The following is an 18869-nucleotide window of genomic DNA, read 5'->3' as shown; positions in this document are numbered from 1 at the left end:
GTTTCACAAATTTAGTAATTATCATCGTTTTATCAGGAGTGTTTACATAAAAAAAGAGGCCGAAGCCTCTTTAAATTATATTTGTGTTATTGTGTAAGTTCCTGTTGCGTCAAAATTAATACTAAATTCTACCTTGAAATTTTTAGGAGTTGTTGTTAAGTTTGGGATCATAATGTACGCTCCACTTATATCAAAACTGCCATCACTAAGATTGTCACCTAAAATTTCTTCGTAAGAATTACTTCCACCACTAGGTAATTTTATGTAAAATCCAGAAAAATTTGCCGATGATACACCTGTTAAATTGATTGAAAATTTGTTAGTAGAAGTATCATAAGCTGTTGTAGAGATTTGTGGAGGTGTACTACTATAATTCAAAGAAATAGTAGGATTAATGTTTCCCATATGTACAGTCGTCGTCGTTCCATAAGTAAGAAGATTAATTCTGTAAAAACCGTTAGAAGAAAGAGTAAAATTAGCTCCGTTAGCAACTAATGTACTTTGGCTTCCTGAACCATATACTTGTGCAGAAGTATTTGGAGCTGCAAGAAATTTATACTGAGTACCTGCAGATACATACTTATATCCAATTTTTTCATTTCCACTTGAATTTCTTAGTAATTCTGCAGAGCTTGCATTAAAATTGTTATTAGAGCTATAAAAATATAGGTTTGCAGGAATCGCTGAACTTGAACTAGAGCTTGTCGGCAAACTCAAAGTTCCCGCATCATTTACACCTAAAGTATAAGCTGTTCCATTCGGAGAAGTAAGTGTAATTCCTTGTCCCGCCCCTGTTACAACAGTTTTACTTATCTGAGAATAAGGTACGCTCATCAATTGATTTACCCCAACATTAGTATAATTGGTTCCACCTGCAGGATCCATCTCCACTTTTACAAATTTTGTGTTTGTTCCCCAGTTGATTGCTCCAAAACTTCCAGTTGTAGGAGTTCCTTGTCCGATATTTAAATTAACTAAACCTTTAGAGTTGGTTGTTTTTGTATGAGTTTCTGTGTATAAAACTGTTCCGGTAGCAGAGTTTTCCAGAATGCTTATTTTTAATGCGACGTTTCCGTTTGCGATCGGAGCTCCTGCTGAATTGAATGCGATTGTTTGATAACTAAAAGCTTGAGGAACTTGTGCACTTAATAATGTTGCTAAAAATAATCCTATAGTAGCGTATAATTTTTTCATGTTTAGATAGTTTAAGGTTTTTTAATGATTTTAATAGGTTTTAGGTCAGGATTTTTGAAAGTGATCATGTAAACACCTTGGTTTAAAGATCTCAAATCAAGTTGGTCTGATTGTAATTTTGTCTTTAAAACAAGTCTACCTGCAAGATCAAATATTTCAACTTCGTCGATTTTTGATTTTGAATTTAATTTTACATAAACGAAATCAGCAGTTGGATTAGGATAGATTTTTACAGTCTCTTTTTCCAATTCACTTACGCCTAATACCTGTAGTACGGTTTGATACAGCATTCCCAATGTTCCTGAGTTGTTTTGGTCAGGATCAGTCGGAATCACATAGATTTCTCCGACAGAATGCGTGAAGTTATCTGCAGAAACAGCTCCGGAATTAATATTCCCAATCACAGACTGGGCAAATCCGAAAAACGGTACGGCAAATAACAACAGAGTAATTTTTCCTCTCATAGTTAATTATTTTTAAGAAGGCGAAAGTAAATAAATTTTGTTATTAAAAACATGATTTAAATTATAAGTATTTTTATTTTCACTTTAAGAATTATTTAACCATTATTTCATCGTAAAACTTTCTATTTTGACTAAATTTGAGAAACTTTAAAAAAATAAATTATGTCAAGTATCACATTAAAAGGAAATGAAGTAAATACATTGGGAACTCTTCCTGAAATTGGTTTTACCATCAAAGATTTTGCTTTGGTAGATTTTGGTTTGAATGTAAAAACTCTGGAAAGCTACGAAGGAAAGAAAAAAGTATTTAATATCTTCCCAAGTATTGATACACCCACTTGTGCAGAATCAGCACGAAAATTTAATGTGGAAGCCAATAATCTGGAAAATACTGTAGTAATTAATGTTTCTAAAGATTTACCCTTCGCTTTAACGAGATTTTGTGCAGCAGAAGGTCTGAATAATGTAGAAACACTTTCGGATTTCAGAGGAAGTTTCGGTGACGATTACGAGGTAACGATTACGGATTCTCCAATGAAAGGTCTTTTGAGCCGTGCAGTAATTGTAACTGACGAAAACAATAAAGTAGTGTATACAGAGCAGGTTTCTGAAATCGCCAATGAACCGAATTACAGCGCAGCTTTAGAAGCTTTGAAATAAATAAAAATATTTCTCGTGAATTTGAATCATTCTGTTGTATAACAGAATGATTTTTTTATTTTTGTGCGAACTCAATAATCAGTCATTGAAAAATAAATTCACTTCAGTTCTTGTTTTGTATTCGCTATTTTCTGGGGTTTTCCAATTACGAGCGCAGGATTCTAAAGAAATTTTAAATTTAAAACAGAAATCTGCAAATGTATCTGATCCAAAAAACCTCGTTGAAATTAATAAGTCACTTGCCAATACCTATAATAAAAATGGTGTTGCAGATAGTGCGATCGTTTATGCAAAAAAGATGATTCCTTACTATGAGGCAACCAGAGATCGTGAAAGGGCAGGGAATTTACAGTTGATGCTGGTCTCTCTGAACAGTAAGATTGACAATACAGAAATGATGAGGCTGCATTTTGATAATGCCGAGAAATATTACAATGATTTAACACTGGAAAACAAGATTTACCTGAATAATATCGGAGGTCATATCCATGATAATTTTTACAATAGTACTAAGAAGGCAATTCATTATTATGAAAAAAATATTGATCTGTATCATAGTGGTAAGAATGTAGATAAGAAGAAAATTGATCTCACGTATCAGGCATTAATATCCTTATATTCTCGTAAAAATTATGATTACGCAAATACTCTAAAAATAACCAATGATTATCTGAAGTTCACCGAAAAAGAATTTCCTAATAGACTTGCCGATATACATGCTTACTTAGGTTCATTTTATTGGCAAGTCGGATTTAACCAAAAAAGCATCCAGGAATTTGAAAAAGCGTTGCAACTTTATCAAAAACAGAAAGGCAAGGAAGATTATATTTATGGGATTAAAAATATGATTGGTGCAAATTATATGAGCATTAAGGTGTTTGATAAAGCTAAGAAGAATGCTCAGGAAGCTTTTGATTATTTCAAAAAAAATAATGATGCTAAATCTCTTTCTTCTGTTTATAATTTGCTTTCACATATAGCTTATCAGGAAGAAAAGTTTCTAGATGCAAAAGAGTATATAGTAAAAGCTATAGAAATTATTCCGGACAGTGCAGAAACAAATCTTTACAACAAAGCGTATTTAGGTACGATAAAGTATAAGATTTTGATGCAAAAAGATAGTCTAAATATAAAGAAAGATCTTACAAAATATAAAGAGCTTGAAATTATTACCAATGAACTATCGCATAATTTTGAAAAAATTGAAGCCAAAAAAAATGATGTAACTTCAGGTTTACTTCTTCACAATTATAATATTCTTGCAGATGCTTACGGAATGTTGGGCAATTATGATAAGGCTTATTATTACTTAGATAAAACGGTTAAGCAACGAGAAAAATCTTATAGTGTTGAAAAAGTTAAAGCATTATCTGAAGCTCAGGGAGAGCAACAACTTAATGATGAAAGAATCCGAATAAAACTCGAGGAAGAAACCAAACGTATTCAGCTTCAAAAAGAAATCGAATTAAAAGCGCTTCGTTTCGAATACGAGAAAAAACAAGCTGCTGCAAAAACAGAGGAAGAACGAAAAAGATTGGCGCTAGAAGAGGATTTAAAACGAAAAGAAATTCAGATTAAATTTGATCAGGAACAGAAAGCAGTTGTTTTAAGATATAATCAGGAAAAAAATATTGCCAGAATTAATCAGGAGAAAAAAGATGCCATTGCCAAAGCAGAATTGGAAAGTTCACAAAATCAAAAAAACATTTGGGCTGTTGGAGCCGGGCTTTCACTTCTCTTATTAGGCTTTGCGGGATTTTCTTATAATCAGAAACGGAAAGACAACAAAAAAATCGCTGAAGAAAAACAAAAATCAGATGATTTATTGCTTAATATTCTTCCATACGAAGTTGCAGAAGAACTAAAAGAGAAAGGAAAAACCAACGCAAAGCATTATGATGAAGTCTCGGTTTTATTTACAGATTTTGTCAACTTTACATCAAATTCAGAAAGAATTGGTGTACAGGAAGTTCTCAATGAGTTGAATATCTGTTTCACAGAGTTTGATAGAATCATGGAGAAGTATAATTTAGAAAAGATAAAAACCATTGGTGATGCATATTTGGCAGTAAGCGGATTACCTGTTTCCAATGTTCAACATGCGAAAAACGCTGTAAATGCAAGTTTGGAAATTCTTTCTTATATTCAACATCGGAAACAAGAGAGCCCAAATGCTTTAGATATCAGAATCGGAATACATTCCGGACCAGTGATTGCGGGAATTGTGGGTGTGAAAAAATTCGCCTACGATATTTGGGGTGACACTGTGAATACTGCGGCGAGAATGGAGCAAAACAGTGCTTTGGGAAAATTAAATGTTTCGGAAGCGACCTATCAGTTAATAAAGGACGATTTTTCTTTTGAATATCGCGGAAAAATCGAAACCAAAGGGAAAGGTGCAATGGAAATGTATTTTGTTAATCAAATTTAATTTTATCAATGTGAAAAAAAATCTACTCCTTAAAATTTTATTTTCTGCATTTGTTTTATTGCAAACATTTTGTTCTGCACAGAATTCCTTTGAAAAGCCAAGAGTTTTTACTGAAAAAGAAATTAAATCCGGTGTCAATATCGATGAGATAAGTAAGTTTTATGCGGGTGATAATCCTGCTTTTGCTCTTCCAAAATTTGATGACTCTGCATGGAAACATGTCAATTTTAATTCTAAAAAAGTTTATTCGTGGAACCTTATGAAATTAAATTCAAAAAAAGGTTCAAAAAAAGATCAGATTTATTGGGTTCGGTATTATTTTAAAATAGATTCTACTTTGGTGAATGAATCTTTATGTTTTGACATTACTCAGCTTGGTGCTTCGGAAATTTATCTAAATGGTAAAAAAATAGAAAGCATCGGTAAAATTGGCGATGCAAAATCCAGAGAATATAAGATTAAAGAAAAAATCCCAACATTGTTTTCTTTCGATAATACAGATGTAAATGTTTTAGCCATCCGATTTTTGCCTTTTGTTTCGGACAAAAAAAAGACCGTTAACTTAAGTCCTTTTGCAATAAGTGCAGAGCTTATTACGGCTAATAAATTTATTAAGGATAAGGTAGAGATGTGGAAAGAATTCAATTTCTACACCATGCTGATCTGCGGGATATTTGGAGCATTGGGTTTTATTCATCTGTTGCTGTTTATTTTTTACAGAAAAGCAATCTATAATCTTTATTTCTCGACTTACAATTTTTCCATTTCTTTAATGAGTTACTTAGTATTACTCTTTTCTGAAATGACAGATCCTTTAATTCTTGATACTTACACCTTTCTTTCGTTTCTTGCAATGATGGTGTTTGGAACTTCACTCACAGGTTTTGTCAACACTTTATTTGGAAGAACCAAGAAAAGATTGAAAATAATGCTAATCATTTCTGCTGCGATATTTATTCTTTACTATTTCAGTGCTACTGCTGCGGCAAGTTTTGCATTTTTTTATCTTACTTTCGTCGCTTTTGAATCTTTTTATTTAATAGTGAGAGCGATGATCAGAAGAGAAAAATCAGCCTTCATTGTTGGAGGAGGAGTTCTGGTATTCTTTCTTTTTATTGTAATGGTTATTATCTTCATGTTTTTAAATAAACTGAATACGATTGATATTAGTGAAACAATGGGAGACGATTTTATGGGATATGCGCTTATCTTTATTTTTATCAGTTTTCCTATTTCAATCTCTGCTTACTTGGGTTGGCAATTTGCTTCAACCAATTTAAGTCTGGTAAAACAACTGGATGAAGTAAACCGACTTTCTGATATTAATTTAAAACAGGAACAGGAAAAACAGCAGATTCTTCAGGACCAAAATGATATGCTAGAAGAGCAGGTGAACGAAAGAACACAGGAATTACAAAGAGAAAAACAGAAAACAGAAAACTTGCTTCTCAATATTCTTCCGCATGAGGTTGCTGAAGAGCTCAAGGAAAACGGAAGTTCTGAAGCCAAATATTATGATGAGGTAACCGTTTTATTTACTGATTTTGTTAATTTTACCCAGAATTCAGAGAAAATGGATGCTGAAAAAATGCTCGTCGAACTCAACGAATGTTTTACAGCGTTTGATATGATCATGGAAAAGCATGGTTTGGAAAAAATAAAAACCATTGGAGATGCATATTTGGCAGTTTGCGGTTTACCTATCAAAAATAAATGTCATGCCTATCAAACCACTTTAGTAGCTTTAGATATTATTGAATTTATCGAAAATCGTAAGAAAACAAATCCTGATGTTTTAGATATAAGAATCGGAATCAATTCGGGTTCTTTGATTGCCGGAATTGTTGGAGTGAAAAAATTCGCTTACGATATTTGGGGAGATACGGTAAATACGGCAGCCAGAATGGAACAGAACAGCGAAAAAGGTAAAATAAATATCTCTGAATCGACTTATCAATTGGTAAAAGATAGAATCCACTGCGAGTACAGAGGAAAAATCCACACCAAAGGAAAAGGAGAAATGGATATGTATTTTGCATTGGAAATTAAGAAAGAAGACAAAATTTCTTAATTTTAAATAATTCAAAAATCTTAGCGGAACTTTGCATTAAAATTATTTTAATTAATAAAACAACCCATTCTTTATTTTAAATATGGAATACGAAAAAATAAAAAAACACATTTTAAACTTGCTTAAGGAAAAGCTTCCTGAGCATTTATCTTATCACAGCGTCAATCACATCAAAGACGTCATAGAATCTGTAGAGCAGATTGCGGTGGCTGAAAAAGTAAATGATGAAGATTTATTACTGCTAAAAACTGCTGCTTTATTTCATGATACAGGATTTTTGTACGGCTCAAAAAATCACGAAGAAAAGTCTTGCGAAATTGCACAGGAATATCTTCCTGAATACGGATATTCTCAACCGCAGATTGATAAAATAAGCGGAATGATCATGGCAACAAAAATTCCGCAGACTCCAAACAATAATTTAGAAGAAATTCTTGCAGATGCCGATCTGGATTATTTGGGGAGAGATGATTTCTTCGTCATCGGAGACAAATTATTCGAAGAACTATCCATGTTTGGAATCGTCAATTCGGAACAGGACTGGAATCTTCTTCAGGAGAAATTTTTAGAAAGTCATCATTATTTTACCGAAACTGCCATCAACAGCAGGAGAGATAAAAAACAGGACAATCTGAATATTATTAAAACAAAACTAAAAAACGATTAACCCTTTTATGAGCTCAGCAACTAAACATGGCCCGCTTTTTACCATTTCAGATATCATTTATCTGGTTTTAGGTGTAATTTCTGCGAGTTTTGCTTTAAAATCTTTCCTTGTTCCCAACCATTTTTTAGATGGGGGAGTAACAGGAATCTCACTTTTACTGCACGAAGTTTATCATTGGAATTTGGGGATTGTTTTATTACTTTTAAATATTCCTTTTATCATTTTAGCTTATTTTCAAATTGGGAAACACTTTGCCATCAGAAGTTTTTTGACGATTTTATTAATTATTGTAACCATTTCTTTCGTTCCTTTTCCGGAAGTGACGCACGATAAACTGTTGGTTGCTGTGTTTGGTGGATTTTTCATGGGAATTGGAATCGGTTTATCCATGAGAGGTGGCGGAACCTTTGACGGAATGGAAGTTTTAGCATTATTGACATTTAAAAAAAGCAGTTTCAGTATTACTGAAATTATTTTGGGAATGAATGTGATTATCTTTATCATCGCAACCGTTTTTCTTAAATTTGAAACCGCTTTATATGCTATTATGACCTATCTCGTGGCAAGTCAGATTACCAAATATGTTATTGAAGGAATCGAAGCTTATACCGGAGTAACCATTGTCTCCGGAAATAGTGAAGAAATAAAAAAAGCTTTGGTTTTAACAATGAACAGAGGAATTACAGTCTACAAAGGAGAAAGAGGTTTTATGAAAGAATCATTCGAACATAGCTCTGATGCAGATATCATTTTCACTATTGTAACAAGATTGGAAGTTAGAAAATTACAGAATATTGTCCGTGCAATCGATCCGAAAGCATTTATTTTTACTCAAACCGTAAGAGAACCTCAAGGTGGAATCGTAAAGGAAATTATAAAGCATTAATTCTAATAATAAGAATAAATAGAAAATTATTTCATCAATAGGAACGGGCTTTAGCCCGTTTTTTTGTAATAATAATGGTTTTAGCCAAAAATTACATTATTTACCTTGTGACATTTGTGTGAAAATTTGTGAGGTTTGTGTTTACAAATTGTTTCAAATCATCAAAATTATTTATAATTAAAAGTACCTTTACATAATGAAACGCTCCGGAACCGCAACTTTACCACTACATTACGGGAAAGTCCCACCTTGGCTTTACGAACGAATGTCTGTACTCGGACTTTCGATTGTAGAAGTCATGTTGGCAGACTATGGAAGAGATGAAGTGCTGAAAAGATTGGCAGATCCATTCTGGTTTCAGAGTTTTGGTGCAGTAATGGGAATGGATTGGCATTCGTCAGGAATCACAACTTCCGTGATGGGAGCTTTAAAACGTAGCATCAATCCAAGATCAAAGGAACTTGGAATTTACATCTGTGGCGGAAAAGGTAGATTTTCAAAAGAAACTCCAAACGAACTTCTTGTTATTGCTGATAAAACTGGACTGAACGGAAACGATTTGATCCGTGCGAGCAAACTTTCCGCAAAAGTTGACAACACAGCAATTCAGGATGGATATCAACTGTATTTGCATAATTTTATCGTTTCAGATGAAGGAAATTGGGCAGTCGTACAACAGGGAATGAACGACGCAGACGGAACGGCAAGACGTTATCATTGGCATTCTGAAAACATGGAATCTTTTGTTGATGAACCCCACAAAGGAATTCAGGGCATTAATAAAGGGCAGATTCTGAATTTAACAGCTCACCAAGCTCAGGAAAGCAGAAAGGGGATTTTACAAATTTCTCATACCAATTCAGAAAAAATCATGCAGGATTTTGCCAATTTGATTTTACCTGCGCATCACGACGTTCGTGCTTCCGATGTTGATTTAAAAAAATTAGGAACACTTTTGTATATGACCAGAGAAAATCAGCCTGAAAATTTTGAAGAATTACTTTTACTGAAAGGAGTCGGACCAAGAACTTTACAAAGTCTTGCCTTAGTCAGCGAAGTTATTCACGGTGCTCCATCAAGATTCCGTGATCCTGCGAGATTTTCGTTTGCTCATGGAGGAAAAGACGGACATCCGTTTCCTGTTCCCATCAATGTGTATGATGAAACGATCAATATTTTGCAAAAAGGAATTGAAAAATCGAAGTTGGGAAATTCAGATAAATTGCAGTCAATCAATAAACTTCACACGATCATTTCGGAGGCCGAGAAAAATTTTACTCCCGATTTTGATATTAACGATGTGATTGAAGAAGAACGCCAAAACTCATGGCGCTTCGGAGGAAAAACAGTTTTCGGCGATGCTCAAAAACCTTCAAAACCGAAACCGATTCAGCTTTCGTTGTTTTAACTATTTTTATTATTCTGTATCTGCATTTTATATATTGTTTGTCACTCCGGAGGAATCCGAACGAAAATTTCGACATACATCGTTGAGATTAATCCAGAATGACAAAATAAATGTTTAAATTTTTTATGTATTAATTACTTTTTTTGATCTAAATATTTCACCGTTCCAATAAAAATTTTAATTTTAAAAACTTAAAACATAGATTAAATGACCAGCAAAGCCTTTGAAGTATATTCAGATTTTCCATTCTTTTTTGAAGAAGAACTTGCAGAAATCTTTCAGGCACACGAAAAAGTGGTTTTCCAAAAAGGAGATTTAATCCTTGAAGAAGGCAAAACAGCCAATGAATATTATATTTTAGAGAAAGGTTTGGCAAGGTCATTTGTGACAGATTTTAATGGAAATGACGTTACGACGCACTTTTTTGTGGAAAATGAGATCGTGATTGAAGTTTCTTCACTTTTTCAGAGAATTCCGACACAGGAAAACATCGTCTGCATCACAGACTGTGAGTTGTTGAAAATAGATTTTGATATGTTTCAGGAGTTGTATCACAAGATTCAAAACCTCAGTGAATGGGGAAGAGCGTGGATGTCGCAGGAACTTTTTGCCTATAAGCAACGTTCTGTCGAGATGTTTACACTTTCGGCGACAAAACGTTATCTCAATCTTTTAGAGCAAAAGCCACAAGTTGTACAATTTGCTCCTTTGAAGCAGATTGCGTCCTATCTCGGCGTTACAGACACTTCACTCAGCAGAATCCGTAAAGAAATAGTTTCACATCCCAGAAAAGTTTAAATCTTGCCTTATGGCAAGTTGATTTTCATGCCGACTTGGTAATTTTGGTTAAAAGTTTAACACTAAAAAAATTACAAAATGGAAATCACGGATATTTATGTCAACCTCCCTGTAAAAGACATCGCAAAAACCAGAGAATTCTGGACAAAGCTTGGATTTTCTATTGACGAGCAATTTTCAGACGAAAAGGCGATTTGTGTAATCATGAAGAAAGATCATATTTACACCATGTTTCTTCAGAAAGAATTTTTCAAAACCTTTACCAACCGGCCGATTGCAAGCGGAGAAACAACTCAAACGCTTCTTGCAATAGGTGTAAAAAGTCGTCTGGAAGTGGACGATATGGTAAGAACGGCCATTCAAAACGGAGGTTCAAAATACAGCGAACCACGAGATCACGGCTGGATGTATCAAAGTGCATTTGCAGATTTAGACGGACATCAGTGGGAAATCATGTATGGTGATATATCTCAAATTCCTACAGAGCAATAAATTCTATATTTTAATTTAAATCAAATCCAAAAAAAAATAAAATGAAAATCAACCAGATTTATGTAAACCTTCCGGTAAAAGAAATTCAGAAAACAAAAGAATTCTGGACCAATGTAGGATTTACAATTAACGAACAGTTTTCAGATGAGAAAGCAGTTTGTGTGGTCTTAAACGATAATACATTTGTCATGTTTTTAACCGAAGAATATTTTCAGACGTTTTCTGAAAGACCCGTTCCAAAAGGAGATACAACACAGGTTTTAGTTGCAATAGGTTTAAACAGTCGTGAAGAAGTCGATAAAATTGTAAATGCTGCTGTTGCCAATGGTGCTACTCAACACGAAGAACCACAGGATTACGGTTGGATGTACCAGAATTCTTTTTGGGACATCAACGGACACGGCTGGAATGTTACATTTGCCGACATGTCACAAATGCCTTCTGAGTAATTTTAGTTTCTCGCCAATTTAGCTGATGACGTAGATTTATAAATTCGGTGAAATCTGCTCAATCCGTAAAATCTGCGAGAGAAAATAAATAATAAATCTATCAATATTCTTTAATAAAACCACATTGATCTTTGAAAATCTGAGAAATCTGTGGGAAAATAAAAATCAAACTTATGGACACACCAAAATCAAAAAAGTTAGACATCATCATTCCTGCATTTCGTGGTCACAGCCAGAACTTTGTAATGGTCCTTGATGGAATTTCTGAAGAAGATGCTTTGAAAAGAATTGAAGGCAGAACCAATCATATCATTTGGATGGTTGGGAATTTCCTTGATATGCGTGATGCCATGGGAAATGTTCTCGGAATTGAAGACGAATTTGAATTCAAAGAATATTTTTCTCAGGGAAAAGCTTTAGATGAAAGTTTTAAATATCCGACTTTACAACAACTTAAAGACAGTTTTCATAAAATTTCACCTTTAGTATATCAAAAATTGCTTGAAGTTTCTGACGAAGATTTGGAGAAAGCCTTCCCGATGGGAATGAACATTGATTTTTTTCCGGAAGATGTTCTCAACTTCGTAGGAATGTGCATCGGTCGTGAAGATTATCTTTCCGGACAAGTCGGATTAATGCGAAGAATTCTCGGCTACGAAGGAATGAAATATGACTTTGACGAGAATATGAAGTATTGATTAAAGATTACAACTAACTAACTAACTAACTAACTAACTAACTAACTAACCCAAAAAATCATGGCAAAATTAAATCCATACCTCAATTTTGACGGTAAAGCAGAAGAAGCTTTTACGTTTTACAAATCAGTTTTCGGCGGAGAATTCGTTGGAGGAATCCACAAAATGGGAAATGCTCCCGGAACAGAGAATTTATCTGACGAAGAAAAAAATCGTGTTATGCATATTGCATTGCCGGTTGGAGGCGATCTTTTGATGGCTTCAGACATTGTTCCGTCATTTGGACAAACTTTGACGGTTGGAAACAATAATTATATTTCAATTTTCCCGGATTCAAGAGAAGATGCAGATAGAATTTTCAGAGCACTTTCTGAAGATGGAAATGTTGAAATGCCATTGGAAGATCAGTTTTGGGGCGACTATTTCGGAAGTTTCCAGGATAAATTCTGCGTTTACTGGATGATTAATTATAACGAAGAGTACACAAAATAATCTTATATTTAAATAATCAAGGGTAACCGTATTTTGGTTGCCTTTACTTTTAAAACAAATAAACAATGGAACCTATAAAAATAGATATTACGATTTTAGCACCTGTAGAAAAAGTTTGGGAATATTATAACGAACCGAAACATATCGTAAAATGGAATTTTGCACACGAATCATGGCAATGCCCGAGTTCTGAAAATGATCTAAGAGTAGGTGGAAAATTCAATAATAGAATGGAAGCCAAAGACGGAAGTTTTGGTTTTGATTTTGTGGGGATTTACGACGAAGTTGTAGAAAATGAACTGATCAGATATCACATGGAAGATGGCCGGAATGTTGAGATGATTTTTGATAAGATCGATGAAAACACAACGAAAGTCAATATCAGTTTTGATCCTGAAAAACAAAATTCTGTCGAAATGCAGCGTGACGGGTGGTATGCAATTCTGAACAACTTCCACAAGTACGTGGAAAATAACTAAAAACTCTTTCTATAACTCATGATCAATTTAGTAATAATGGCCAGATTTTTAAAACCCATTTGTACTGATCGTCATGAGGTTTCAGATAATTTTTTGAAGGGAATTATTGCAATGCCCGCAAGAAGAGCTTTGGGAAAAGAAAAGATAGATTCTCTAGAAAAACTCGCAGATTATTCTGAAAAGGAAATTTTACAGCTTCATGGTTTCGGAAAAAATGCAGTTGAAAAACTGAAAAATTATATGAAAGAAAATAATTTGTCTTTCAAAACTTAAACTAAATTTTATAGTTATGAACAACGATATATTTCCATGTCTATGGTACGATGGAGACGGCAAAGAATCAGCAGAATTTTATTGCAAGGTTTTCGGTGGAACGATCACGGCAGATACTCCTGTTGTATTGAATATTGATCTTTTTGGCCAGAAACTGATGCTTTTAAACGGTGGTCCGCAATTTGAAAAAAATGCTTCAGTTTCATTTATGGTAATGTGTGAAACTGAAGATGAAGTTCAGAAATATTGGGATCAGCTGGAAGAAGGCGGAATTGCTTTGATGCCTTTGGATTCTTATCCATGGAGTAAAAAATATGGTTGGATTCGCGATAAATTCGGAGTTACCTGGCAAGTTTATTTAGGTGAAAAACAAAACGACCAGAAAATTGTTCCGACTCTGATGTTTATCCATCAAAACAACGGAAAAGCGATGGAAGCAATGGAATTGTACACTCATATTTTTCCAAATTCCCAGATTGGCGGAGTTTTGAAATACGGAGACGGAGTAGGAGACGAAAATCACGAAGTTCCGGAAAATGTACAGCATGCTCATTTTGAAATCAATGGTTATTCTATATTCTGTATGGATAATTCTTACGATCACAAATTTGATTTCAATGAAGGAATTTCAATGGTCGTAATGACTGACGATCAGGAAGAAACAGATCATCTTTGGAACTCACTGACCGCCGATGGAGGAAGAGAAAGTATGTGCGGTTGGCTGAAAGATAAATTCGGATTCAGCTGGCAAATCGTTCCGAAAAAACTGATTCAGTTGATGAGTGATCCGGATCAGGAAAAGGCACAAAAAGTGGTTCAGGCAATGATGAAAATGCAGAAAATTGTGATTAAAGATTTAGAAGAAGCCTATAACTCTTAAAGTGTCGGAGATAACAAAAAACTGAACTTCAATAGTTATGGTTTAAAAAAAACTTCTAGCTTCCAATATCCAACTTCAATCTTTAACTCTTCGGCTTGCTGTTTGATGTTGTTGAGCTAAAGATTTGCCTATGAAAACGCAGAACAAGTCCAGATCTCTGTCAAAAGTACCTCAAGAGGGATTATACCCTGAAATTATCAGAAAAAATTATTTGGGAAGTAAAAAGCTTCTCAGTAAAAAAGCAGTAATTTCCGGTGGAGATAGCGGAATCGGACAGTCTGTAGCTGTTCATTTTGCCAGAGAAGGTGCAGATATTATCATTATTTATAAAGAAAATGATAAAGATGCCAAAGAAACGTTGAAACTTGTAGAAAAAGAAGGTCAGAAATGCATTTTAATGAAAGGTGATATTTCTAAAAAAACTTTCAGGAATAAATGTTTTGACAGAATAAAAAAAGACTGGAAAGAAATTGATATTTTGGTCAATAATGCAGGAATTCAGTTTCCTAAAAATGATGTTGAAAAGATTTCTGACCATCAGATTTCCGAAACTTTTAACGTCAATATTATTTCGATGATTTCTTTTACAAGAGATCTTTTAAAACTGATGAAAAAAGGCGGAAGAATCATCTGCACAACTTCCGTTACCGCATATCGTGGAAGCGAACATTTGATTGACTATTCAGCAACGAAAGGTGCGATTGCCACATTTATTCGTTCACTTTCGGTAAATCTTGCAGAAAAGAAAATTTTGGTCAATGGAGTTGCTCCCGGTCCGATCTGGACACCTTTAGTGAAAGAAACTTTTGAAGATATCGCATCCTTTGGGAAAGATACACCACTAAAAAGGGCAGGTCAACCCTCGGAAGTTGCTCCGGCTTATGTCTTTCTCGCTTCCGAAGATTCAAGTTTTATAACCGGAGAAATTATCCACATTAATGGCGGTGATTTTGTTGGAGGATAAATATTTACCTAAACCTAAACCTAAACCTGAACCTAAACCTAAACCTAAACCTAAAATTATATGGAAACTTTAGAATACACAATTCAAATCAATGCAACTCCTGAAAAAGTATGGACGGTACTATGGGATGATACAAGTTACAGACAATGGACTTCTGCTTTTACAAAAGGGTCATTTTATGTTGGAACTTGGGAAGAAGGAAGCATGATGAAATTTTATGACCCCGAAAACAACGGTATGTACAGCCGCGTTCTGAAAAATGATCCAAATAAGGAAATGGTTTTTATTCACTTAGGAGAAATTTTTGATGGAGTTGAAGTCCCACAAGATTGGGGTGATGCTACCGAAACATACATTTTGGAAGAGACTGAAGAAGGAACGAAACTGATTGCAAGAATCAAAGCTTCAGAAGAATTTAAAGGATTCTTTGAAGATAAATTTCCGGTAGCGCTTCAGAATGTTAAAAATTTATCTGAGAATCAATTATAACTAAACGCAAGTTGTACAAGTCAACTTCATAAATAAAATTAATTCTTATTAATCATTACTATGTAATTTCATTTGTGATTAAAATTAATGTTATTTGTGTTCAAATTAAAATTAAAATTATGGAAACTTTATCTTACGAAAAGATCATCAACGCACCAAAACAGAAAGTTTGGGACGTTCTTTGGGGAAAAGAAACTTACAGCGAATGGACACAATTTTTCGGTCCGGGATCGCAAATGAAAACTGACTGGAAAGTGGGTGGCAAAACCTATTTTGTAAATCCAAAAGGTGCAGGAATGGTATCTACCATCGACAGTATTGAAGAACCGGATCAGATGATTTTCAAACACCTCGGAATGATTGACGAAAATGGAGTAGAAGACACCGAAAGCATGGAAATCAAACAGTGGAGCGGTTGTTTTGAAAAGTATATTCTCATAGATTATGATGGCAAAACCAAGCTTCATGTGGAAGTTCAGACAGAGAAAGATTGGGAAGAGCATATGCAAAATGGTTTTACCAAAGGATTAGAAGTCGTTAAGAATCTTGCCGAAGCAAATTAGTGGGAGTTGAATAGCTGTTCGATTATTGATTTAGTTTAGATTACAACTTTTAGATTAGATTTACAGTTATAAAATTATAATCTGTAAGAAAAATGAAATTGTTAAGCATCCTTTTTGTCACATTTATTTTAACTTTAATTGGAAGCAAATTCATTCAGGGAAACTGGAATTTTTTGTTTGCAGGAAATCTGGGAATGGCAGCTTTCATTATTTTCACGGGTTTGTCGCATTTTAAATTTCAAAAAGGAATGGCTTTAATGATACCTGATTTTATTCCCGCTAAATTATTCTGGGTTTATTTTACTGGAATTATTGAAATTGCAGCAGGAATTGGTTTAATGATTCCTTCAATTCGTGAGATTACCGCAATTTTACTGATTACTTTTTATATTCTAGTTTTTACAGCCAATGTCAATTCATCTAAAAAGAATATTAATATTTTCAAAGGAGATTATTCAGGTCCCGGAATGGCTTATTTGTACAGAGAAAGAATTCCAATGCAGATTATTTTAATTGCGTGGACTTGGTATTTTGGAATTTATTTAAATTAAATCAGACAGAGTTTAAAATATAAAAGGGAGAGCATTTTGCTTTCCGTTTTTTTTTATTAAATAAAAATACAATTTTTTCACAATATTTCAGCGTATACAATTCCCCTCTTCTGGAGGGGTGGATCAATTTTCTTTGAAAATTGAGACGGGGTGGTTCTTATAGCCCGGATAGAAACGGCATCCTTTTTTGCAGTGGACGGAGCGAAGTGGAGACCAATGCAAAAAAGATATAGTGGATAGCCGGATAAGCTCCCGAAAAAAATCTTGCAACAAAAACACGATTAACAAACGAAAAACTGAAATGTCAAAAAAAATCTTTACATTCATTAAAGTAAAACAAAAAGTACAATCGTCATAGCAATATGGAGATTGCCGAGAAAATAACAATGCCACAGAAGGAAAAGGAAAACATTATTTCGCAAACCGTATCAAACTACGGCGGAAAACTGATGTCTTTCATTCGCCCGAAAGTGAAAAATACCGAAGATGCGGAAGATATTCTGCAGGAGGTGTGGTATCAGTTCAGCAGTTTGACCAATCTTTCTGAAATTGTAAATGTCGGCGGATGGTTATACCGAGTTACTTCCAACAAAATCATTGACAAATACCGTAAAAAGAAAACTGAAAACCTTGAAGATTTTGTCTATGAAGATGAAGACGGTTCGTTTTCGATAAAAGATATTCTGTTGCTCGACGACAGTGCAGGACCCGATGTGAAGATGTTTCAGGATGAAATTTGGAAAAAACTGTTTGAAGCTTTAGAAGAACTTCCGGAAAAACAGAAACTGGTTTACATGGAAAATGAACTCAATGATAAAACTTTACAGGAGATCGCTGATGAACAGGGAGAAAATATCAAAACCATCATCAGCCGTAAAAATTACGCAGTAAAGCATTTGAGAAACAGACTGAGACAGTTGTACGAAGATTTAAATAATTAGAAATAAAACAAAATGAACAATAAATATAAAAAAAGCTGGGCACTTCTAATTTTATGTCCGCCCTTGATTTTCCTTGCTGTTGCGCTGATTGTAATGTGGCTTTGGAACTGCATTTTACCAGAAGTTCTTGGTGTGAAAAGTATCAGTTACTGGCAGGCAATGGGAATTCTGGTGTTGAGTAAAATTCTTTTTGGTGGATTTCACGGAAAATTCGGGAGAGGAATGAGAGATATGAAAGAGAAACATCTGCAACATAAAATGGAAGGGATGTCTGACGAGGAAAAAGAAAAATTCAAAGAAGTCTGGAGACAGAAATGTTCAAGCGGATTTTTCAACAGAAATAACGAATAGATTCAGGAATTTTCTTTCCCCAACCCTGAAGGGAGGAAAATTTCTTTATCAACAACACAATTGATGTCATCCTGAGCTTGTCGAAGGATTTGCGAAATTAATTTTGATGAATTTAAAATAAGTAGTAAAGTAAAAACTAAAACAAATTCGTCTCTATAAAAAAACAAGAAGTAGTAAAATTTAAAATTTAAGAAAATGAAAAATTCAGTATTAAAAGGTGTTCTAGGAGCACTAGCCGTTGCCGGAGTTGCAGTGGTTGCCAAAAAAGTAATTGAAAGAAAAAGATTTGTAAGAGGTATTTTTAATGAATACGGAATCAAAGAAAAATCGCCTTTCGGACTGGCAGACAAAATCAGAGAAATGGATGAGGAGCAGTATCAGGAACTGAAAGGAAAGTTTAAGAAAGAATTTGCTTCAAAATGCTGTAGAAAAGATGTAAAAAAAGAAGATTTTGCAGAAGCATAATTAGAAAGTAACTAAATGAAATTGTTAAATTCCGGCGCAAAAGATGTGTCGGAATTTTTTTGCCACGAATGCACAAATTTCTTCAAATTTAAATCAACACAACGTCTGTCATTACGGAGGAATCTTGACAACGAAGATAAATGAATTCTTAGATTCTTGACAGAATAACAAATACGATAATCGTTCACTCAAAATTAAAACTA

General features: G+C 34.1%; 23 protein-coding genes. 21 read left to right on the top strand and 2 right to left on the bottom strand.

Annotated features, from left to right (window positions below; translation table 11 throughout):
- Positions 1-75: 75 nt before the first annotated feature.
- Entirely contained in the window at positions 76-1194 is a 1119-nt protein-coding gene (locus tag NZ698_RS07055) for a DUF8740 domain-containing protein (RefSeq protein ID WP_263002368.1), read from the bottom strand.
- 11 nt (positions 1195-1205) lie between these two features.
- Complete coding sequence (locus tag NZ698_RS07050) at positions 1206-1658, bottom strand: T9SS type A sorting domain-containing protein (RefSeq protein WP_263002367.1); 453 nt, start codon at positions 1656-1658, stop codon at positions 1206-1208.
- A 162-nt stretch (positions 1659-1820) separates the two neighbouring features.
- On the opposite strand from NZ698_RS07050, the gene tpx reads away from it, so the two are divergent.
- The 21 genes from tpx (at position 1821) to NZ698_RS06945 (ending at position 18666) form a co-directional block, all read left to right on the top strand.
- Entirely contained in the window at positions 1821-2318 is a 498-nt protein-coding gene (gene tpx / locus NZ698_RS07045) for a thiol peroxidase (RefSeq protein WP_263002366.1), read from the top strand.
- A gap of 85 nt (positions 2319-2403) precedes the next feature.
- A complete protein-coding gene (locus NZ698_RS07040) occupies positions 2404-4749 on the top strand; it encodes an adenylate/guanylate cyclase domain-containing protein (RefSeq protein ID WP_263002365.1) in 2346 nt (781 codons plus the stop codon).
- A gap of 10 nt (positions 4750-4759) precedes the next feature.
- Positions 4760-6820, top strand: a complete 2061-nt coding sequence (locus NZ698_RS19510; RefSeq protein WP_263002364.1) for an adenylate/guanylate cyclase domain-containing protein — start codon at positions 4760-4762, stop codon at positions 6818-6820.
- An 82-nt stretch (positions 6821-6902) separates the two neighbouring features.
- Positions 6903-7487 (top strand): HD domain-containing protein, encoded by a 585-nt coding sequence (locus NZ698_RS07030; RefSeq protein WP_263002363.1) that lies wholly within the window; start codon positions 6903-6905, stop codon positions 7485-7487.
- Between the two features lie 7 nt (positions 7488-7494).
- Positions 7495-8373: a YitT family protein gene (locus NZ698_RS07025; RefSeq protein WP_263002362.1), complete on the top strand. Its 879-nt coding sequence runs from the start codon at positions 7495-7497 to the stop codon at positions 8371-8373.
- Between the two features lie 196 nt (positions 8374-8569).
- Positions 8570-9781, top strand: coding sequence for a DUF763 domain-containing protein (locus NZ698_RS07020; RefSeq protein ID WP_263002361.1), 1212 nt, complete (start codon positions 8570-8572; stop codon positions 9779-9781).
- 207 nt (positions 9782-9988) lie between these two features.
- Positions 9989-10579, top strand: coding sequence for a Crp/Fnr family transcriptional regulator (locus tag NZ698_RS07015; RefSeq protein ID WP_263002360.1), 591 nt, complete (start codon positions 9989-9991; stop codon positions 10577-10579).
- 78 nt (positions 10580-10657) lie between these two features.
- Complete coding sequence (locus tag NZ698_RS07010; protein ID WP_263002359.1) at positions 10658-11071, top strand: VOC family protein; 414 nt, start codon at positions 10658-10660, stop codon at positions 11069-11071.
- A 41-nt stretch (positions 11072-11112) separates the two neighbouring features.
- Entirely contained in the window at positions 11113-11520 is a 408-nt protein-coding gene (locus NZ698_RS07005) for a VOC family protein (protein ID WP_263002358.1), read from the top strand.
- 173 nt (positions 11521-11693) lie between these two features.
- Positions 11694-12218 carry a DinB family protein gene (locus NZ698_RS07000; RefSeq protein WP_263002357.1) on the top strand — a complete coding sequence of 175 codons (525 nt, stop codon included), beginning with the start codon at positions 11694-11696 and terminating at the stop codon, positions 12216-12218.
- A 60-nt stretch (positions 12219-12278) separates the two neighbouring features.
- Positions 12279-12710 (top strand): VOC family protein, encoded by a 432-nt coding sequence (locus NZ698_RS06995; RefSeq protein ID WP_263002356.1) that lies wholly within the window; start codon positions 12279-12281, stop codon positions 12708-12710.
- Positions 12711-12775: 65 nt separating this feature from the next.
- Positions 12776-13189: an SRPBCC family protein gene (locus tag NZ698_RS06990; RefSeq protein WP_263002355.1), complete on the top strand. Its 414-nt coding sequence runs from the start codon at positions 12776-12778 to the stop codon at positions 13187-13189.
- A 36-nt stretch (positions 13190-13225) separates the two neighbouring features.
- Complete coding sequence (locus NZ698_RS06985) at positions 13226-13462, top strand: helix-hairpin-helix domain-containing protein (RefSeq protein WP_263002354.1); 237 nt, start codon at positions 13226-13228, stop codon at positions 13460-13462.
- A gap of 16 nt (positions 13463-13478) precedes the next feature.
- Positions 13479-14342 (top strand): VOC family protein, encoded by an 864-nt coding sequence (locus NZ698_RS06980; RefSeq protein WP_263002353.1) that lies wholly within the window; start codon positions 13479-13481, stop codon positions 14340-14342.
- 130 nt (positions 14343-14472) lie between these two features.
- Positions 14473-15306: an SDR family oxidoreductase gene (locus tag NZ698_RS06975; protein ID WP_263002352.1), complete on the top strand. Its 834-nt coding sequence runs from the start codon at positions 14473-14475 to the stop codon at positions 15304-15306.
- A gap of 60 nt (positions 15307-15366) precedes the next feature.
- Complete coding sequence (locus NZ698_RS06970) at positions 15367-15795, top strand: SRPBCC domain-containing protein (RefSeq protein ID WP_263002351.1); 429 nt, start codon at positions 15367-15369, stop codon at positions 15793-15795.
- Between the two features lie 119 nt (positions 15796-15914).
- Positions 15915-16358, top strand: a complete 444-nt coding sequence (locus NZ698_RS06965; RefSeq protein WP_263002350.1) for an SRPBCC family protein — start codon at positions 15915-15917, stop codon at positions 16356-16358.
- A 92-nt stretch (positions 16359-16450) separates the two neighbouring features.
- Complete coding sequence (locus tag NZ698_RS06960; protein ID WP_263002349.1) at positions 16451-16909, top strand: DoxX family protein; 459 nt, start codon at positions 16451-16453, stop codon at positions 16907-16909.
- 386 nt (positions 16910-17295) lie between these two features.
- Positions 17296-17850, top strand: coding sequence for an RNA polymerase sigma factor (locus tag NZ698_RS06955; protein ID WP_128414330.1), 555 nt, complete (start codon positions 17296-17298; stop codon positions 17848-17850).
- Between the two features lie 12 nt (positions 17851-17862).
- The gene (locus NZ698_RS06950; RefSeq protein WP_263002348.1) at positions 17863-18201 is read left to right on the top strand and encodes a hypothetical protein; all 339 of its coding nucleotides are present in this window, start codon (positions 17863-17865) and stop codon (positions 18199-18201) included.
- A gap of 195 nt (positions 18202-18396) precedes the next feature.
- Complete coding sequence (locus NZ698_RS06945; RefSeq protein ID WP_263002347.1) at positions 18397-18666, top strand: hypothetical protein; 270 nt, start codon at positions 18397-18399, stop codon at positions 18664-18666.
- Positions 18667-18869 lie beyond the last annotated feature (203 nt).

Source organism: Chryseobacterium edaphi, from assembly GCF_025628985.1.
Lineage (GTDB): Bacteria > Bacteroidota > Bacteroidia > Flavobacteriales > Weeksellaceae > Chryseobacterium > Chryseobacterium edaphi.
Note: the sequence above shows the minus strand (reverse complement) of the source record. Positions and strands in the feature narration are given on the sequence as shown.